General features: G+C 60.3%; 16 protein-coding genes. 5 read left to right on the top strand and 11 right to left on the bottom strand.

All coding sequences use genetic code 11. The features are described 5' to 3' along the window. Nucleotides 1–3 precede the first annotated feature (3 nt). The 3 genes from ASE85_RS04640 to ASE85_RS23305 all read right to left on the bottom strand — a co-directional run bounded on the left by ASE85_RS04640 (nt 4) and on the right by ASE85_RS23305 (nt 1,690). Nucleotides 4–1,317 carry a UDP-glucose dehydrogenase family protein gene (locus ASE85_RS04640; RefSeq protein ID WP_056684074.1) on the bottom strand — a complete coding sequence of 438 codons (1,314 nt, stop codon included), beginning with the start codon at nt 1,315–1,317 and terminating at the stop codon, nt 4–6. A gap of 2 nt (nt 1,318–1,319) precedes the next feature. Further along, the coding region (locus ASE85_RS24335) for a hypothetical protein (protein ID WP_443018476.1) at nt 1,320–1,405 on the bottom strand (86 nt) is incomplete at its 3' end. Between the two features lie 42 nt (nt 1,406–1,447). Beyond that, nucleotides 1,448–1,690: a hypothetical protein gene (locus ASE85_RS23305; RefSeq protein WP_162237418.1), complete on the bottom strand. Its 243-nt coding sequence runs from the start codon at nt 1,688–1,690 to the stop codon at nt 1,448–1,450. 136 nt (nt 1,691–1,826) lie between these two features. Here ASE85_RS23305 and ASE85_RS04635 point away from each other — a divergent pair, with 136 nt between their 5' ends. From ASE85_RS04635 to ASE85_RS04620, 4 genes are read left to right on the top strand one after another with little or no spacing between them, the layout of a single operon-like run. Further along, nucleotides 1,827–2,711 carry a hypothetical protein gene (locus ASE85_RS04635; protein ID WP_235523214.1) on the top strand — a complete coding sequence of 295 codons (885 nt, stop codon included), beginning with the start codon at nt 1,827–1,829 and terminating at the stop codon, nt 2,709–2,711. Continuing rightward, nucleotides 2,711–3,520 (top strand): ABC transporter permease, encoded by an 810-nt coding sequence (locus tag ASE85_RS04630; protein WP_056684068.1) that lies wholly within the window; start codon nt 2,711–2,713, stop codon nt 3,518–3,520. Before ASE85_RS04635 ends, ASE85_RS04630 begins: the two co-directional genes overlap by 1 nt. Beyond that, the gene (locus ASE85_RS04625) at nt 3,517–4,173 is read left to right on the top strand and encodes an ABC transporter ATP-binding protein (RefSeq protein WP_056684066.1); all 657 of its coding nucleotides are present in this window, start codon (nt 3,517–3,519) and stop codon (nt 4,171–4,173) included. Before ASE85_RS04630 ends, ASE85_RS04625 begins: the two co-directional genes overlap by 4 nt. Then, nucleotides 4,170–5,396 (top strand): glycosyltransferase family 4 protein, encoded by a 1,227-nt coding sequence (locus tag ASE85_RS04620; protein ID WP_056684063.1) that lies wholly within the window; start codon nt 4,170–4,172, stop codon nt 5,394–5,396. Before ASE85_RS04625 ends, ASE85_RS04620 begins: the two co-directional genes overlap by 4 nt. 15 nt (nt 5,397–5,411) lie before the next feature. Here ASE85_RS04620 and rfbD read toward each other — a convergent pair whose 3' ends face one another. Genes rfbD through rfbA form a run of 3 tightly spaced genes read right to left on the bottom strand, consistent with a single transcriptional unit; the run spans nt 5,412 to nt 7,692 of the window. Further along, nucleotides 5,412–6,269, bottom strand: a complete 858-nt coding sequence (gene rfbD / locus ASE85_RS04615) for a dTDP-4-dehydrorhamnose reductase (RefSeq protein WP_056684058.1) — start codon at nt 6,267–6,269, stop codon at nt 5,412–5,414. Continuing rightward, nucleotides 6,266–6,811 (bottom strand): dTDP-4-dehydrorhamnose 3,5-epimerase, encoded by a 546-nt coding sequence (gene rfbC / locus ASE85_RS04610; protein ID WP_056684055.1) that lies wholly within the window; start codon nt 6,809–6,811, stop codon nt 6,266–6,268. Before rfbC ends, rfbD begins: the two co-directional genes overlap by 4 nt. After that, complete coding sequence (rfbA, locus tag ASE85_RS04605) at nt 6,808–7,692, bottom strand: glucose-1-phosphate thymidylyltransferase RfbA (protein ID WP_056684052.1); 885 nt, start codon at nt 7,690–7,692, stop codon at nt 6,808–6,810. Before rfbA ends, rfbC begins: the two co-directional genes overlap by 4 nt. A 290-nt stretch (nt 7,693–7,982) precedes the next feature. On the opposite strand from rfbA, the gene ASE85_RS04600 reads away from it, so the two are divergent. Beyond that, a complete protein-coding gene (locus ASE85_RS04600; protein WP_156358193.1) occupies nt 7,983–9,170 on the top strand; it encodes a hypothetical protein in 1,188 nt (395 codons plus the stop codon). Between the two features lie 46 nt (nt 9,171–9,216). On the opposite strand, the gene ASE85_RS04595 is transcribed toward ASE85_RS04600, so the two are convergent. The 5 genes from ASE85_RS04595 to ASE85_RS04575 all read right to left on the bottom strand — a co-directional run bounded on the left by ASE85_RS04595 (nt 9,217) and on the right by ASE85_RS04575 (nt 16,775). Next, entirely contained in the window at nt 9,217–10,590 is a 1,374-nt protein-coding gene (locus ASE85_RS04595; RefSeq protein WP_056684047.1) for a glycosyltransferase family protein, read from the bottom strand. Between the two features lie 4 nt (nt 10,591–10,594). Further along, complete coding sequence (locus ASE85_RS04590) at nt 10,595–13,441, bottom strand: glycosyltransferase (protein WP_082462646.1); 2,847 nt, start codon at nt 13,439–13,441, stop codon at nt 10,595–10,597. A 232-nt stretch (nt 13,442–13,673) separates the two neighbouring features. Then, nucleotides 13,674–15,038, bottom strand: coding sequence for a BNR repeat-containing protein (locus ASE85_RS04585; protein ID WP_056684040.1), 1,365 nt, complete (start codon nt 15,036–15,038; stop codon nt 13,674–13,676). Between the two features lie 39 nt (nt 15,039–15,077). Then, nucleotides 15,078–15,815, bottom strand: coding sequence for an acyltransferase (locus ASE85_RS04580; RefSeq protein WP_056684036.1), 738 nt, complete (start codon nt 15,813–15,815; stop codon nt 15,078–15,080). A 12-nt stretch (nt 15,816–15,827) separates the two neighbouring features. Beyond that, entirely contained in the window at nt 15,828–16,775 is a 948-nt protein-coding gene (locus tag ASE85_RS04575) for a glycosyltransferase (protein ID WP_082462644.1), read from the bottom strand. Nucleotides 16,776–16,953: the final 178 nt, after the last annotated feature.

The raw sequence follows: 16,953 nt of genomic DNA, 5'->3' as shown, positions 1-16,953 counted from the left end.
CGCTCAATCGGCCTTTCCGCCGACGCGGGAGATGGAGAAGCCAGCGGCCTGCGCCTCATCGACGGGATAGATGTTGCGCAGGTCGACGAGCGCCTTGCCGTTCATGCTGTCGGCGATGCGCTTGAGGTCGAGGGCGCGGAAGATATCCCATTCGGTGACCAGYACCAGCGCGTCGGCGCCGTCGGCGGCTTCATAGGCATCCTTGGCCATCACGACTTTGGGCATCAGCGGGGCCGCCACTTCCGCGCCTTCGGGGTCATAGGCGACGACCTTCGCGCCGGCATCCTCCARMGCCTGCACGATGGCAAGGCTCGGCGCATCGCGCATGTCGTCGGTATTGGGCTTGAAGGTCAGGCCCAGCAGCGCGACCGTCTTGCCGCGCGCGTCGCCGCCCAGCGCCTTGACGATCTTGCGGCCCATGGCGCGCTTGCGCAGATCGTTGACCTGCACCACCGTCTCCACGATGCGGATCGGGGCGTCATGATCCTGGCCGGTCTTGACCAGCGCCAGCGTGTCCTTGGGGAAGCAGGAGCCGCCATAGCCGGGGCCGGCATGGAGGAATTTGGCGCCGATGCGGTTGTCSAGGCCRATGCCGCGCGACACGTCCTGCACATCTGCGCCGACCGCTTCGCACAAATCGGCCATTTCATTGATGAAGGTGATCTTGGTCGCCAGAAAGGCATTGGCGGCATATTTGATCAGTTCGGCGGTGCGGCGACCGGTGAACATCAGGGGCGCCTGGTTGAGGTTGAGCGGGCGATAGACCTGGCTCATCACCGCGATGGCGCGCTCGGACCCGGTGGTGCCCACGACGACGCGGTCGGGCCGYTTGAAGTCGCCGATGGCCGCGCCTTCGCGCAGGAATTCGGGGTTGGACACGACCTGGATGTCGAGGTCGGGCTTGAGTTCACGGGCGATCCGCTCGACCTCGTCACCGGTGCCCACGGGCACGGTCGACTTGGTGACGATCACCGCCGGCGCATCCAGCGCCTCGACGATTTCCCGCGCCGCAGCATAGACATAGCTCAGATCCGCATGGCCATCGCCCCGGCGYGATGGCGTGCCGACCGCGATGAAGATGGCGTCGGCGCCCTTGACGCCGGCGGCCAGATCGGTGGTGAAGGTCAGGCGGCCGGCCGAGGCGTTGTCGCCCACCAGCTTGTCCAGTCCAGGCTCGAAAATCGGCATCCGGCCGGACTCGATCGCCGCGATCTTCCCCGCGTCCTTGTCAACGCACACCACGTCATGACCAAAATCCGCAAAACAGGCCCCTGACACAAGGCCTACATAACCTGTGCCGATCATCGTGATTTTCATGNGCGTCCTTGTCAACGCACACCACGTCATGACCAAAATCCGCAAAACAGGCCCCTGACACAAGGCCTACATAACCTGTGCCGATCATCGTGATTTTCATGGAATTTGCGTCCGCCTCCGCGCTGGTCCTTCATCCCGCATGTGCGTGATGCCTGAAGCAGATACAAAGGCGGTAGCCAATATGGCAAGCCTTCAGCAGTCCTTTTTTGTCGACAGGGCGAGAAGCAATGCGCTGGACATTGATTTGTGCAGCGCGTAACAAACTCGCGAACCGAGAGACTTGCTTTTCAATGACAAAAATTCCCGAAAAAATCGGTGGATTGCCTTCGCTTTTCATCGCAACGGTGCTTGTCCCTACCGCTATCGCGACCATCTATTTCCTGCTGAGTTCCAGTGTTTACACGTCGGAATCGCGGTTTGTCGTGAAGAGTTCGGAGAAGCAGTCGAGCTCGGGGCTGGGGGCTCTGCTTAAAAGCGGCGGCTTTACCAACGCCTCTGAAGATGCGTTCGTGGCCAACGACTATATGATATCGCGCGATGCGCTGAAGGCGCTCAATCGCGACGGGCTGGTCAGCCGGGCCTATGGCAACGAGAATGTATCGTTCCTCAACAGGTTCAACGGCCTGGGTACGAACGCCAGCAATGAAAAGCTCTATGCTTTTTATCAGGATCAGATCGAGGTCAAATATGATGCCGCGTCGGGCATCGCGACCTTGAAGGTCAAGGCGTTCGATCCTTCGGAAGCCCAGGCAATCAATCTGCGCTTGCTGGATCAGGCGGAGGCGCTCGTCAATCGCCTCAACGTGCGCGGCCGCGAGGATCTCATCAGCTACAGCAGTGCCGAAGTCACCGATGCCAAGGAAAAGGCCCGAGCCGCCGCGCTCGCCCTTTCGGACTATCGGAATCGCGAAGGTGTGGTCGATCCCGAGAAGCAGGCGACCGTCCAGTTGCAGATGATCTCCAAGCTGCAAGACGATATGATCTCCACCAAGACGCAACTGGTGCAGTTGCAGATGTTGACGCCGCAAAATCCGCAGGTGCCGGTATTGCGCGCACGCATCGCCGAGCTGAACCGCGAGATTGCGGCGCAGACGGGACTTGTCGCGGGCAACCAGAAATCGCTCGCCGCCAGTGCGGCGCAGTTCCAGCGTCTGCAACTGGAAAGCCAGTTGGCGGATCGTGATCTGGGCGCCGCCATGACCTCTTTGCAGGAAGCGCGCAACGAGGCGCGGCGCAAGCAGGCCTATGTCGAACGGATCGTGCAGCCCAGCCTGCCCGACAATGCGTCCGCGCCCAAGCGCCTGCGTGGCATCATCAGCACCTTCATCGTCGGCCTCGTCCTGTGGGCGATCTCCTCGATGCTGCTGGCCGGTGTGCGCGAGCATAGTGACTGATGTCGGACGTCGAAAATCCGGGGCAGACGCCAAGCCTGCGCCATAGTTGGGCGATCCAGCGGCGAGTGATCGGTGCGCTCATCATGCGCGAGATCATCACCCGCTACGGGCGGCACAATATCGGTTTCCTGTGGTTGTTCGTCGAACCAGCGATCTTCACGGTGGGTGTCACCCTGATGTGGTCGGCGCTCAAGGCCGTCCATGGGTCCGACCTGCCGATCGCGGCTTTCGCCTTGACCGGCTATTCCAGCGTTCTGGTCTGGCGCAACATGCCCAATCGGCTTGTGGGTTCGATTCATCCCAACCTGTCGCTGATGTATCACCGCAATGTGAAGGTGATCGACATTTTCGCCGCGCGTGTGCTGCTGGAATGTGTGGGTGTCGGCACGTCCTTCTTCGTACTGACACTGCTGTTCTCTTCGATCGGCTGGATGGAACTTCCAGAAGACCCGGCCAAGGCCATTCTCGGCTGGCTCATGCTGGCCTGGTTCGGCATATCGCTGGCCATGTTCATCGGCGCCCTGTCCAACCGGACGGAATTGATCGACAAATTCTGGCATCCCTTCACCTATTTGATGTTCCCGCTCTCCGGTGCGGCCTGGCTGGTGGATGCGGCACCGCCGAAATTGCGCGAGATCGTCATGTACGTGCCGATGGTGAACGGTGTCGAATGGGTCCGCGACGGATTTTTCGGATCGCATTTCCTGGCGCATTATAGCCCCGCCTATCTCATCGGGTGGAATGTCACGCTGATGTTCCTTGCCCTTATCGAAATCCGCTATGCCAGCCGGAATCTCGTGCCCGAATGATCCGCCTCGTCGACATCAACAAATCCTACCAGACCCGTCGTGGCCAGAACCATGTGTTGCGCGATGTCAATCTGACGCTCGAAATGGGGCAGAAGATCGGCATATTAGGCCGCAACGGCGCGGGCAAGACGACGTTGATCCGGATATTGGGCGGCGTGGAAAAGCCGACGAGCGGCCGGGTCGAGCGGGATATGACCATATCCTGGCCGCTCGCCTTTTCCGGCGCGTTCCAGCAATCCCTGACCGGCTATGATAATCTGAAGTTCATCTGCCGTATCTACGGCAAGGACCCGGAAGAAGCGTTGCCGGCGGTCGAGGATTTCGCCGAACTGGGCCGCTATATGCGGGAGCCGCTGAAAACCTATTCGGCCGGCATGCGGGCGCGGCTGGGTTTCGCGATATCGCTGGTGGTCGATTTCGACTGTTTCCTGATCGATGAAGTGGTCGCCGTCGGCGACCAGCGCTTCCAGGATCGCTGTCGCGAGGAATTGTTGGTGAAGCGCGCCGACCGTGCGATGTTTCTGGTGTCGCACAATCCTGGGTTCATTCGGGAAAATTGCGACCGGGCTGCGGTTCTGACCAATGGTACGCTCGTCTATTTCGACGATGTCAACGAAGCCTATCATCATTATCAGGCGCATAGCCTGGAATGACGTTGCGGAACTGGCTGTCTCGCGCCTTGGGGTGGGAGGTCGGCGCGCGGCTGGAGACCAGAGCGCCGGATAGTCCCCGCCGGCTGGTGGTCGATCTGTCGACTATCGCCCAGCATGACGCCGGCACCGGCATCCAACGGGTCGTGCGCGCCTTGTGGGAGCAACTGCGCCAGGCGTCGTTAGCTGATGTAGAGGTCATGGCCATCGCCGCCACGGTGGACGGCGGCTATCGTCGGGCAGACTTGCCGGACGGGCGGATCGTCTTGCCAGGCCAGGATATGCCGCTGGTGCGATTGCAGCGCGGGGATATCTTCCTGGGCCTTGATCTGGCGGCGCATCGGCTGTGGCGCCATCGGCGACAGGTGGCGTCTTGGAAGCGGCGTGGTGCGACAATCGCCCTGGTGGTCTATGATGTGCTGCCTTTACGCCGGCTCGACTGGTTCCCACCCAGCACGGGGCGCCATTTCAGCCGCTGGATCCGGATATTGGAGCGATATGGCGACATTGCCCTGTGCATATCCAAGTTCGTGTCGGACGATCTGGACGGACTGTTGCGCGCCCGCGGACGGAGGAAGGGTCGTCGGATTCGTACCGCATTGCTGCCGCTGAGCGGCGATATCGGTGCCAGTCGTCCCAGTCGAGGCATCCATGATGCCGGCCATGCGGTGCTGGCGCGGATGCGGGAGCATGCGACGGTCCTGATGGTGGCGACGGTGGAGCCACGCAAGGGCCATGCGGTGCTGCTCGACGCCTTCGACCGGTTGCAAGAGACGCTGGGGGATGGCGCGCCCGATCTGGTGATGGTGGGGCGGCCGGGTTGGCGAACGGAGGCGGTCCAGCAACGAATGGACGATCTGGCACAGTCCTGTCCGGCCTTTCATTGGCTGAGCGACGTGTCCGATGAGTTGCTTACGGCGCTTTATGACAATGCCGGGCTGGTGGTGGTGCCGTCACTGGGCGAGGGCTATGGCCTGCCGATCGTGGAGGCATTACGCCATGGTCGTCCGGTGCTGGCGCGCGACCTGCCGGTGTTTCGCGAATTGCAGCAACCAGGCCTCTATTATTTTCATTCCGATGCGCCCGACGCCCTGGCTGGCAGCATCATGGCGACGATGGCAGCCGATGGGCCGCCTGCCATGGGCAGCGGGGCGGGCTGGGATGCCAGTCTGACGGCCTTGCTGGATGCGTTGGAGATCGAACGGGCGCCAGCCGCAGTTGGCTGACGCCCATACCCTCTTTCAGTTCTGGGCCTTGATCGCTGCAATCATGGTGCGCAGATGGGTGCGCCAGTGCGGAGCAGGACCGCCGATCGCCGCGAACGTCGCACTCTTGTCCAGCACCGAATAGCTGGGGCGACGCGCTGGCGTGGGATAGTCGCTGGTCGCGATCGGTATGATCGTCGCTTCCTGCGTCAACAGGCCTGCGGTCAGAGCCTCCTCCTGGATCGCGACCGCAAAGTCGTACCAACTGGCCGCGCCGCTATCGGTATAATGGTGCATGCCGTTGGCACCGGCCGCGAGCAGACGCCAGATGGCGTCGGCAAGGGCGGGGGCGTAGGTGGGTGTGCCGATCTGGTCGGCGACCACCCGAACCTCTGGCCGATCGCCCATCAGGCGCAGCATGGTCCGAACGAAATTGCCGCCTTCGGGGCCATAGACCCAGGCCGTGCGGACGATCAGCGCATCCTTGCCAGCGGCTTGCTCTCCCGCCAGCTTCGATCGCCCATAGACACCCATAGGATTGGTCGGGGCATCGGGGTGATAGGGCGTGCCGGCCGCGCCATCGAACACGAAGTCGGTGGAGACATGGACGAAACGGGCACCTTGCCCGCGCGCCGCATTGGCCAGGAAACCGGTACCCGCGCCGTTGATGGCATTCGCCCGTTCCTCGTCCTGTTCGGCGCGGTCGACGGCGGTGTAGGCGGCCGCGTTGATGACGACATCGGGGAGATGATGAGCGACCAGCCGATCGACCGCATCGGCCTGACTGATGTCGAGATCGGCGGAGCCAAAGCAGATGAGCGTTGCATCCGTCGGTACAGTGGCCTGAAGGCTGCGGCCCAATTGGCCATTACAGCCGGTGATGAGGACTTTCACGCGAAGGCCTCGATCTCGGCCAGGGGCTTGGCTTGCTGGTCCTTGCCCGAGAGCTGCGGCTCCAGCCCTTCCAAGGGCCATTCGATGCCGATGGCGGGATCGTTCCACAACAGGCTGTGATCCGAAGCAGGTTCATAGAGCGCGGTGCATTTATAGAGGAAGTCGGTGCCATCCTCCAGGCTGACGAAGCCATGGGCGAAGCCTTCTGGCACCCAGAACATCCGCTTGTTGGCCGCCGACAGTTCGACGCCGACCCATTTGCCGAAATGCGGGCTGGACCGGCGGATATCGACCGCGACGTCCCAGACCCGACCGGCAGCGACGCGCACCAGCTTGCCTTGTGGATTGGGGTTCTGGAAATGCAGGCCGCGCAACACGCCGCGTGCCGAGCGGCTATGATTGTCCTGAACGAAATTCAGGTCGAGGCCCGCCTCGCGGAAGGCGGCGGCGTTCCAGCTTTCCATGAAGAAGCCGCGATCGTCGCCAAAGACCCGCGGCTCGATGATCAGCGGGCCGGGAATGGCGGTTTCGATGATCTTCACGCGATGGCTCCCTTGCCCGTCAGCAGGCCCATCAGATAATTGCCATAGCCGCTCTTGCGCAGCGGGGTGGCGACCTTTTCGAGTTGGGCGTCGTCGATGAAGCCCTGGCGCCAGGCGATTTCTTCGGGGCAGCAGATCTTGAGGCCCTGCCGGTCCTCCGTCACGCGCACGTAGAGCGCAGCGTCGAGCAGTGATCCATGCGTGCCGGTGTCGAGCCAGGCATAGCCGCGACCCATGATTTCGACCGATAGCGATCCTTCTTCAAGATAGAGACGGTTCAGATCGGTGATTTCCAGTTCGCCGCGCGGGGACGGGGCGAGGTCGCGGGCGAAGTCCACCGCGCGACCATCATAGAAATAGAGGCCGGTGACGGCATAGTTGGACTTGGGCGCCTCGGGCTTTTCCTCGATCGTTTCCGCCCGGCCGTCCGGGCCGAAGGAGACGACGCCATAGGCGGCCGGATCGCTGACATAATAGCCGAACACGGTGGCGCCATGGTCCCGCGTGCTGGCGCTGGACAGCAGATCGACCAAGCCGTGACCGTAGAAGATATTGTCGCCCAGGACCAGGGTCGAGGGGTTGGAGCCCACGAAGTCCGCACCGATATGATAGGCCTGCGCCAGTCCGGCCGGTTCGGGCTGCACCGCGTAGGAAAGGGACAGGCCCAGTTCCTCGCCGCTGCCAAGCAATGCCTGAAAAGCTGCCGCGTCATGCGGGGTGGTGATGATAAGTATTTCACGAATACCGGAAAGCATCAACGTCGACAGCGGGTAATAAATCATCGGCTTGTCGTAAACCGGCATCAATTGTTTTGAGACGCCCTTCGTCAGCGGATACAGACGGGTACCAGAACCGCCGGCCAATATTATGCCTTTGCGCACAAGTGTCTCCGATAGATGTTGCGCCAAACGTCTAATAGAGAGGCATGGATAAAGCAAGTCGAGTCGTCGGCCCGGTGCCGGTCGGATCCTTTAAAAACCGCCATTATTGTATCCGGCCGCTGCTTTGGGGCAGCTTGTCGAACTCGCGCGGCCAAAAATATGGTCATGTGCGGCAATCTTTGAAAAGTCCTGTAGCCGATACAAGCGCGTTGGATCGATCGCGCGTTCATGCCATGTGCGGGCCATGGCGCAGGCCGCCATGACCGACAGGATAGATGGAGGGTTATGTTTTGACGACAAGACGTCAGGCAGTTGCTGCGCCAATTCTGGGTGTGCATCGTTCAGGCACATCGGCGCTTGCCGCGATCGTACAGTCTTTCGACATTCCCATCGGGGACATTGGCGACCAGGCATCGGACGAAAATCCCAAAGGTTTTTTCGAAAGCCAGACGCTCCGGCACGTCAATGACGACCTGTTCGCCTTTCTGGAATCCAGTTGGGACAATTGGGCGTTCGATGCGGGGCGTCATGATTTTCGCGAGGAGCATTTTGCGCCCTTTCGCGAGCGGGCGCTGGCTGCGATCGACCAGTTGTTCGGCAAGGCGGCGCTGTGGTCGGTCAAGGATCCGCGCATGGCTCAGCTATGGCCCTTCTGGCAGTTGGTGCTGGCGCAGGCCGGCTTCACCATCCGACCCATCATCATCATACGCCCGCCCCATGAGGTGGCCATGTCGCAGATCGCGCGCGCTTCGCGCAATCTGAGGGTCCACCGGGAATTGACCGACGAAGAGGATGTCGCGGCGCTCTGGGCGCTGACCATGCTCAATATCATGGAGCATGTCGGTCCCGAAGGCGCCTTGCTGGTCGTCCATGGCGACCTGGTCTATCGGACGGGCGATACGCTGGATCGCATCCGCGCTCATCTGCGCGTGCGCAAGATCAAGGCGGCCAAGGATTTCGCTGCCGGCTTCATCGAGCAGGACTATCATCGCGCCAAGGGCGAAGTGCCGGATGGGCCATGGATGACGATCGCCGGCCGGTTGTTCGCGGATATCCAGGCAGCGGCCGTCGACGGGATCGTGACGCAGGCCGCTGCCGCTGAACTCGCGGCGGCGCAGGGCGACTTGCACGTCATCCGGCCGATGCTGGACGGCGCGCGGCGTGCCGTGTGGCGTGCACGAGAGAATAGCGAGGAGGCGTGGCGATATCAGCAGATATTGCCGACCATCGAAAAGCTTGCCGACCGAGCGTTCAAGATGAAGACCGATCAGGGCCATGCGATGGCCAGAAGCGCCTACCGACACCTGCTGCGCGTGGACGGGCCGCAGTTGCTGACGCTGTGGCGCGGCGTTCGTCTGGCCAAATGGGCGGGTGACCGGGAAGAAGCGCGGCGGCTGTTGCGGCAGGTCGTGGACCTCTATCCCGAATTTCAGCCCGCACAGGACGCTCTGGCGCGATCCAGGGCGAAGAAGCGCTGATCAGGGCCGTAAGCGAGAGGGCATGGCCATGCCCTCTCGTCCAGGCTCAGGCTTTGGGAGCCTTTGGCTGCAAGAGCGCAAAGGGCGTTGCCATGTCGGCCTTCACGCCCTTCCATCCGGTAAACAGGGTTTTTGCCTGCGCGGATGGCGCGATTACGACGCCATCCTTGTTCAGTTTCGATGCAAGGCGTTTGGCGAAGCCGACCTGATCCTGACCGACCAGTTCGGCCAGATTGTCGGTCGGTTCGATCACGATCATGTCGAAATGCTTGTCGGCCAGTCCGCCCATCTGGCTGTCCATCAGGACATGCCAGGGGCCACGGCCAAAGCCACCGGACAGGTAGCTGATCTCCTTGTTGGCGAACAGCGACGATGTGCCCCAGGGCGTGGGGCACAGATGCAGGGTCTGCACTTCGCGCGTCACGCCGGCCTTGCGCAACGCATCCACGGCCTTGCCGATGATGGACGTCAGCGGTTCGGACGATGCGGTGCGGACGCCGCCTGCATCATAGCAGAGCGAATTGCGCAGCGAATGGGTAGTGGTCGCCCAGTCCCAGATTTGCGCGGCGCGCGCGTCGAAGCTGTAATTGGCGCCGATGCGCTGCCACAATTGCTGCGCTCGCCCCAGGACCGAGGGATAATCGAGCAGATATTCCTCGATCGCCGCACCGAAACTGTCCATGTCGGACGCATAGAGTATGCCATCGCCGCATACCGTCCTGAGTTCCGAAAATTCGTCGGTCAGGATCGGCGTACCGCAGGCCAGGCAATCGAAGATCCGATTGTTGATATAGCCGAAATGGGCCATGTCGCTCCAATGATCGTTGAGCGTCAGGCGCGTGCGGCGATAGAAGCCGGGCAGGGCGTCATTGTCGATATATTGCGACTTGACGAGATGGCCGAGCCCCAGATTGCCCCAATGGCGGCCGACCACATGAACCGGCGTACCGGCGCCCACTGCCCAGCTGAGCACTTCACGGCGAACGCCCCGGCTGTTGGCGACGAAGGACACATCGCGCCGCAGCTTGTCCTGCCCATCGGCAAAGAAGACGCTGGTGTCGGTACATTGCCGTGCGACGTCGACAGTGAGGCCGGGCAGGGACCGGATCGCCTTATAATGGGTTTCCGATGCGACATAGACCATGTCGAACTTGGAAATTTCGTCATATTTGATCGTGCCGGGATGGCTGATGATCCATATGAGCGACAATTTGGATGGAGGCGGGGTGTAGCTGCGCTTGCCGCGCAGCAGGATGACCATGTCTTCCCCGTCGTCATCGTCCCAGTTCGGCCAGAAATGCTGGACCACGGTGGCGCCCAGCTTTTCCAGCGACTTGGCGAGCGCCAGACCAAAATGATAGTCGCCCCATTTTTCCAGGTTCGGGCCGATGGGTGCCGGATTCTTGATCGCAATCTTCATGGCCTCATTTCCCCGCGAGCGTGCGGCGGCGATATTCGGCGAAGAATTCGGCAAAACGTTCCGACACCGGATAGACCTTGTTCTTCTCCAGCCTAGACACGCCGAGCGCGAAGGCCGGGAAGACCGCCGGATAGGAAAATTCGCGTTCGAAGAATTTGCGTGCGCGCTGTTGCCGGGCCGCCGTTTCTTCCGGCTGGTCGAAGACGCGGCGGATGGTCGCCACCAGCTTCTTCTGGTTGCCGAAGGGGACGTTGAGCATCAGTCCGCGCGTCCCCAGATCGGCCAGATCGCTGGTGGGCGATGCGATGATCGTCGGCCCCATCGCCAGCGCATCGGACATCTTGTACGGGCTTTGATACTGGCCGGCCGGAACATTGGGGTCGAGCCAGAGCACGATCAGGTCGGACGCCAGGTTGATCGCGGCCATCCGTTCGGGCGGCTGGGGCGGCAACACGGTGATGTTGTCGCGATGCTCCTTGCTCAGTTTCATGAGGTCGGGCGTATCGCGGCTGCCGACCACCAGCAGCTTGTAGCGCGGGTCGCCCAGCGCGTTGAGCAGGTCGACCAGTTCGAAAATGCCCTTATGCTTGCGCACAAGGCCGCCGAACAGGATGATGCGGTCGTCAGCCTTGAAACCCAGTTCCTTGCGGATCGCGTCGCGATCCATATCCTGCGGGCGGTACAGCGAATCATCCTTGATGTTGCGCATGTACAGGCAACGCCGGTCATAATGCAGGTTCAGATTGATGTTGTGCGTGAAGACGGTCGGGATTTCCGCGACCAGCGGATCGAGGATTTCCGACCAGATGAGTTCATAAGGAATCTTGGCCTTGTCGGCGGCTGCAAACAGGTCGGTCAGTTGCTTTTCGGCATGGGCGTCGGTGGACTTGGCGTTGTTGACCACCGTCTCCAGATCGTTGCATTCCAGCATGATCGGCTTGCCGGTGTGGTAATTCGCCATCAGGCCCAGGCCGAAGGACGTCAGGCGCGGCTTGACCGCATAGATGACGTCGCCGGTGATCGCCTCCATCCCCTTGGCGAAATTGCCGAAGAAATCCGGGAAGGTGCCACCCTCGAAATATTTGCATTCGAATGGCGGCTTCTTGTCGGCCAGCGGCTGGAAGATTTCCTCGTCGAAGAAGCGATAGGAGATCATTTCGACCTCCACATGCTTGCTGAGCGCCTCCGCCACGCAATAGGCCTTGGCGAAATGGTTGCGGCTCATGTCCCAAGACACGACCGACACCTTCTTCACCCAGGACGGTAGCTGAGCCGGCAGGCCATCCTTATAATAGCCCTGGATCTTGTCCGCGATGATCTGGGGGGACTTGGTGTCCTCTTTCTGTAGCTTGGTGATCTGCTGCGCATTGGCGATGCGCTGGTACAGGTTCAGCACATGCGGCACGACGCGCGGTTCGCGCAGCCAGCAATAGCGCGCGATCATGTCATAATCCTGCCGGCGCGCCAGCCGTTCGTCGAAGCCGCCCAGAACGTCGTACAACTGGCGGCGATGGACGAAGCTGTTGAGGTCGACGAAGGGAACGGCAAGCTGGTCTTCAAGATGGAAGCCCCTGATCTCCGCCTTCTTGATGCGAATCGTGTCTTCGCCGATGTCGATGTCGTAATAGCCGGCATAGGCGGCCATGTTGCCCGGCCAGTTGGCCAGTTCCTCCAGCATGATCTCCAGATAGCGGGGATGCCAGACATTGTCAGAATCGAGATAGGCGATGATGTCGCCGCGGGCGAGTTTCAGGCTGCTGTTGCGCGCGGCGGCCGCCCCCTTCTGCTCGGCATGTTTGGTCAGGATGATCCGAGGATCCTTGAACGACTTGATCGCCGCGACCGTATTGTCCTGGCTGGAGTCGTCGCAGATGATGAGTTCGAACCGCTTGTAGCTTTGCGCCAGGACCGAACGGATGGCGTCGTCAATCAGATCCTCGCGATTATGCGCGGGCATGATGATCGACACGAGCGGTCCGACCTTGGGCAATTGCCCTTCGCGTGCCTGGTCGACGCGGCTGAGCGTGTTGCTGATCTGGACGAAACAGTCGAGCCGGGTCGTGCCGCGTGCTGCCAGCCGCAACCGCTCATAATAGGGGTTTTCGGCATAGAGATTGCAGAATTTATTGAGCGCACCGATCGTACCGTTGAAGATCGAGCTTTCCGAAACCGATCGCTGGATCGTGTTGAAGGCGGCCGATTTGGCGTCGATCTTCGGGATCAGCGCGGCCTTGCCCTTGCCGGGGACGAAGGGCTTGGCTTCCTTGGTCGCGGCGGGAGCCTTGCTCTCTTTGGTGGGGGCCTTGGCAGGCTGGGCGGGCATGTTGATCGCCGTCTTCGCGACCTTGGCGGGCTTGGTCTCCGTCGCTGGCGGGGTTTTTGCAGCCGGTTCGACGTCGGTGGCGGGCTTGGCCTCCGGGGCCGGTTTGGCTTGCGTAGCTGCCTTGGCCGTTACCGTATCGTTGCCTGGTTTTGCCGGGGAATCGGCCGGTCCAGCTTTAGGCTCGGGCGCCTCGACCTTGGCTGCTGTGGGCGACGACGGGGCTGGGCTGGGCGACTGGAATGTGAAGGCGGGGCCCAGACGGCGTTGGCCACCTTCGAGCCATAACTCCACCTTGTGCGTGCCGCCTTCCAGAAATTGTTCGGGGATGGCTATGCGAAAACCGCACAGGCCGTTGTTGACGCCGGCCCGCTCAAGGTCGGGGCGATAATTATTGGCTTCTGCGAAGGCGATGAATTCGCCGTCGATCATCGCCATCACTTCGGAAGGATGATTGGCCGGGTCAAATACCCACCCGACCAAGTTATTTTCCTTAACACCGTCGAAATTACCGCGAATAGTAGTGCTCATTCTTCCCCGCCCTTATGCGCAACGACCTGTTGCCCACGCTTCATGTCATGCCGATGTCACGCATGCCTGTTGGCGCGCGCTGTATCGCGATCTGAAAGCCCTCACCCAAAGTTGGTGGCCTTTTCTTGCTGATGTTGCAGCGCGGCGCAATAGCGGATGGCGTCGGTCCGACGCTTCACATCCTCGTTTTGGCACCGGATTGAAACAGAGGGATGTTTCGCATTCGCCACGATCAGTCCGGCAGCACCAGATAGAGGGGTGACGCTGGCGGCTTGCAGGCCATCGGCGTCTTGGCATCGCAGGCTGGCGCCCGGTCACGATTGGCGTCCTGCGCGAAATATTGGATGAAGGCGCTACTCTGGTCCGATGGCTCTACGATTACGCTCGGCTTGAGCAGGCCCGGTGGAATCTTGAACAGCTTGAGTCGCTCGCGAGCCTTGGCTCCTGTCGGCGCGGCACGGGCCGCAGAGGCGGGGGCACCGGCAAAACTGGCTGCGCGTGTAACATGGTTTGCGAAGGACGCCTTGACCGTGCGGCTGGCGACATCGACATCCATGATGCGTGTCGCTTCATCCCTGGCCAGCGATCCCGCGCCCTTCAGCGCATTGGGCGATGGCCCCTTGACCGACAACTGAGTTTTCCAACCCTTGGCGGTCGGCGTGGCGAGATAGATGCCATCCTCCGAAGGGGCGGCCTTTTTGACATAGGCGACCAGCGGACGACCATTGTCGATGGTGATCATCGGCATATTGGTTAGCCCCCCATTGGACCCGACATCATCAATGGTTTGTGCATTGTCCGGCGAAATGGAGCCGGATACGGGCGGCTTGCCGTAAAATTCCCAATTATTGAAGTCGCGCGTCGATGCGTAGCTCAGGCGGAAATTGGTGGCGACATTAGGGCTGCGGCGCCAGACGATGGCGAAATGGAATTTCCCGTCCGCGGTCGGCTCGCTCATGACCGGATAGGCGCTGACCGGCTTGTTTTCATAGCTGTCGGCGAAAATCGGCTGTTTCGTTAGCCGCGTCCATTTGCCGTTCTGATATTCGTTCACCCACCAGGCGCCGTTGCCGCTGCCGCCAGCCCGATACATGAAGAGCAGGCGGCCAGAGGGCGATGTGATGAAATGCGGATAGGTGATTCGGTTACCCTCCTGTCCGGTCATGGCCTGCAATTTAAGGCCGTCGACGGAATTGGGGACCGTTGTAGTTGCGTAGACCAGCGACGAATTATGCATGTTGCCAGTAACATGAATATGCTTGTCCCGATCGAATGTCAGGGTGATGACATTATGCTTGTCCCACCCGCTGAACCGGGATTGGGTTCTGGTGCGGCATATGCGACCATTGGCCGGATCATATTCCGCGACGGTAAGCCATCTATCCTCATCGAAATAGCCGACGAAATATTTTCCGCCCGACTGGACGACCGGGAAGCGGATGCGCGTACCGGCCCAGGCATCGCCGATCTGAATATATTTTTTGCCGGATGCGGTGTCGGGCTTGCGGGTCGTGCAATCGGCTGCCGATGCGCTACCGCCGATGCCGGAAGACAGGCCGGCCACAGCCGCAATGATGAGGGGCGTCCTGATGAGCAAGGCAATTTCCTTCAGATAAAAAGGATCAATCCCCCAGGCTTAAATAATGTCCCTGTAGATCGATGGGATATCGTCATAGTTTCCGGTTCGCGACCAGCTGATCCCGCTTCTTTTACGCTGCGCCGGCGTGCCGGCATAGATGGAATGCTGGTCATCCAGCCGGCCGGCGACGATGGCCCCCTGCGCCACGATGCAGCCGCGTGCGATGCGGCTACCCTTGTTTACGCGCACACCATTGCCCAGCCACACATGGTCGCCGACCACGACGTCCTTGGCAGGATTGATCCGTTCACGGCTTTCCAGATCGAAGATGCCGTGCGAATCCGAGGTCCGCAACAGTACGTCGTTCGACAACATGCAATCATCCGACACGACGATACATTTTCCTTCTGCGGCCATGGCAGCGCCGCCGCCCCAGGATGCGCGCCAGCCCAGCGCGACGCCGCTGCCATTACCGGTCAACTTGATCTTCCCGGCGGTGGTGCCGGACCGATTGCTGAAAATCACTGCGCCGGCCTGCCCCTTCATTTCCACGCTGGCCTCCCGCAGATAGCAGTCCCGGCCGACATAGAGGATGTTGTTGCTACCGCTCAGGCGGATTTCGGTCTTGTCGCCGATATGGGCTGACTTGTGGATGACGATGATGTTTCCCTGACCGACATCCTGTATGTCGAAGCTGTTCGCGTTGGCCTTGGACAGCTTCCTAGATGTCGGCAGGGTACATTTATAAGGTTCGGATGCAATCAGGTCGTAAATCGCCAGAACGCCGCTGTTCATTCCGTCCGTCCCTTAGCCGGGGGACGGCAGGTTGAGATTGATCAGCCCGGGCAGCCGGCGCGCGGCGTCATCCGCGTAGCTGCGCCAGATCCAGTCGGACAGCGTTTCCGGCACAGCCTTTTCCCACGGCTTTCCCGCCGAACCGGCAAAATGCAGGAATTTGATGTCGGTCAGGATGCGGGGCTGGAATGCCGCCGACAACCGGCTGACGAAATCATGCTTGTAATTATACATGGGCGACATGAGCTTCATGCTCAGGTCCGGCGTGCCGCCGATATAGGTGCGCAGCGCGGCCTGCTCGACCGAATATTCGCCATTTTCCGTGAAGGTGATCAGATCGCGTCGGAATTCGCTGTTGAGCAATTTCTTGTTGACGACCAGTACGCCGGTGTTGAGCCGACTGCCCGGCGGGTCGTTCTGATAGGCGAATTTGCTGATCGACAGATCGGTGTCTTCGACATCGATCTTGTCATCGACCTTGATGACCAGCTCGCGACCAAAGACGGGGCAGCCGTACAGATCGGCATTCACCTTCTGAAGAAGTTCATCGCAATTGCTGAGGCACACGATGTCGGCATCGATGAAGATCAGGCTGTCATAACCCCAATCATCAAACATGAGCCATTTCATGTATGTATATTTGGGAATCCAGTCGAGTTTCAGTTTGCCTTCGACTTTTTTATTCGAAATGTTGCTGAACGACATGATGTCTTCCTGCGATGCAAGATATGTCTTGTCGGCAACTTCCATGATGAACGGGTCCGAAAATACTTCTTTATCTTCGGATATGATGAAAATAGGCAGATCCATCAAGGTTTCATGAACGGCCATGCTATAAATCAGCACTTTTAAGCCATCGATAAATTCACTATTAATGACAAATGTGAGCGCTGTATTATTATGGGATATGGCCGGGCTGCTGTGTTTGCTTATTTTCGAATGAATTTTGCGTACCGTCATGAATCTGCCTCGCGTTCAACCTTGGGCAAGGGCCTAGCATATCGTGCGCGTCATTCTCAAGCCGGAATGGGAGGGGTTGATGGGGCCACGATAGTCGTTGTAGCAGTCGAGCGGTTCGATCTTATGAATATGCTGGTCGAGTGAAAATTGGTGATATGGGGACTGAACTTTGGCGTTA

Origin of the sequence: Sphingobium sp. Leaf26, assembly GCF_001421665.1 — a bacterium.
Classification (GTDB): domain Bacteria; phylum Pseudomonadota; class Alphaproteobacteria; order Sphingomonadales; family Sphingomonadaceae; genus Sphingobium.
Note: the sequence above shows the minus strand (reverse complement) of the source record. Positions and strands in the feature narration are given on the sequence as shown.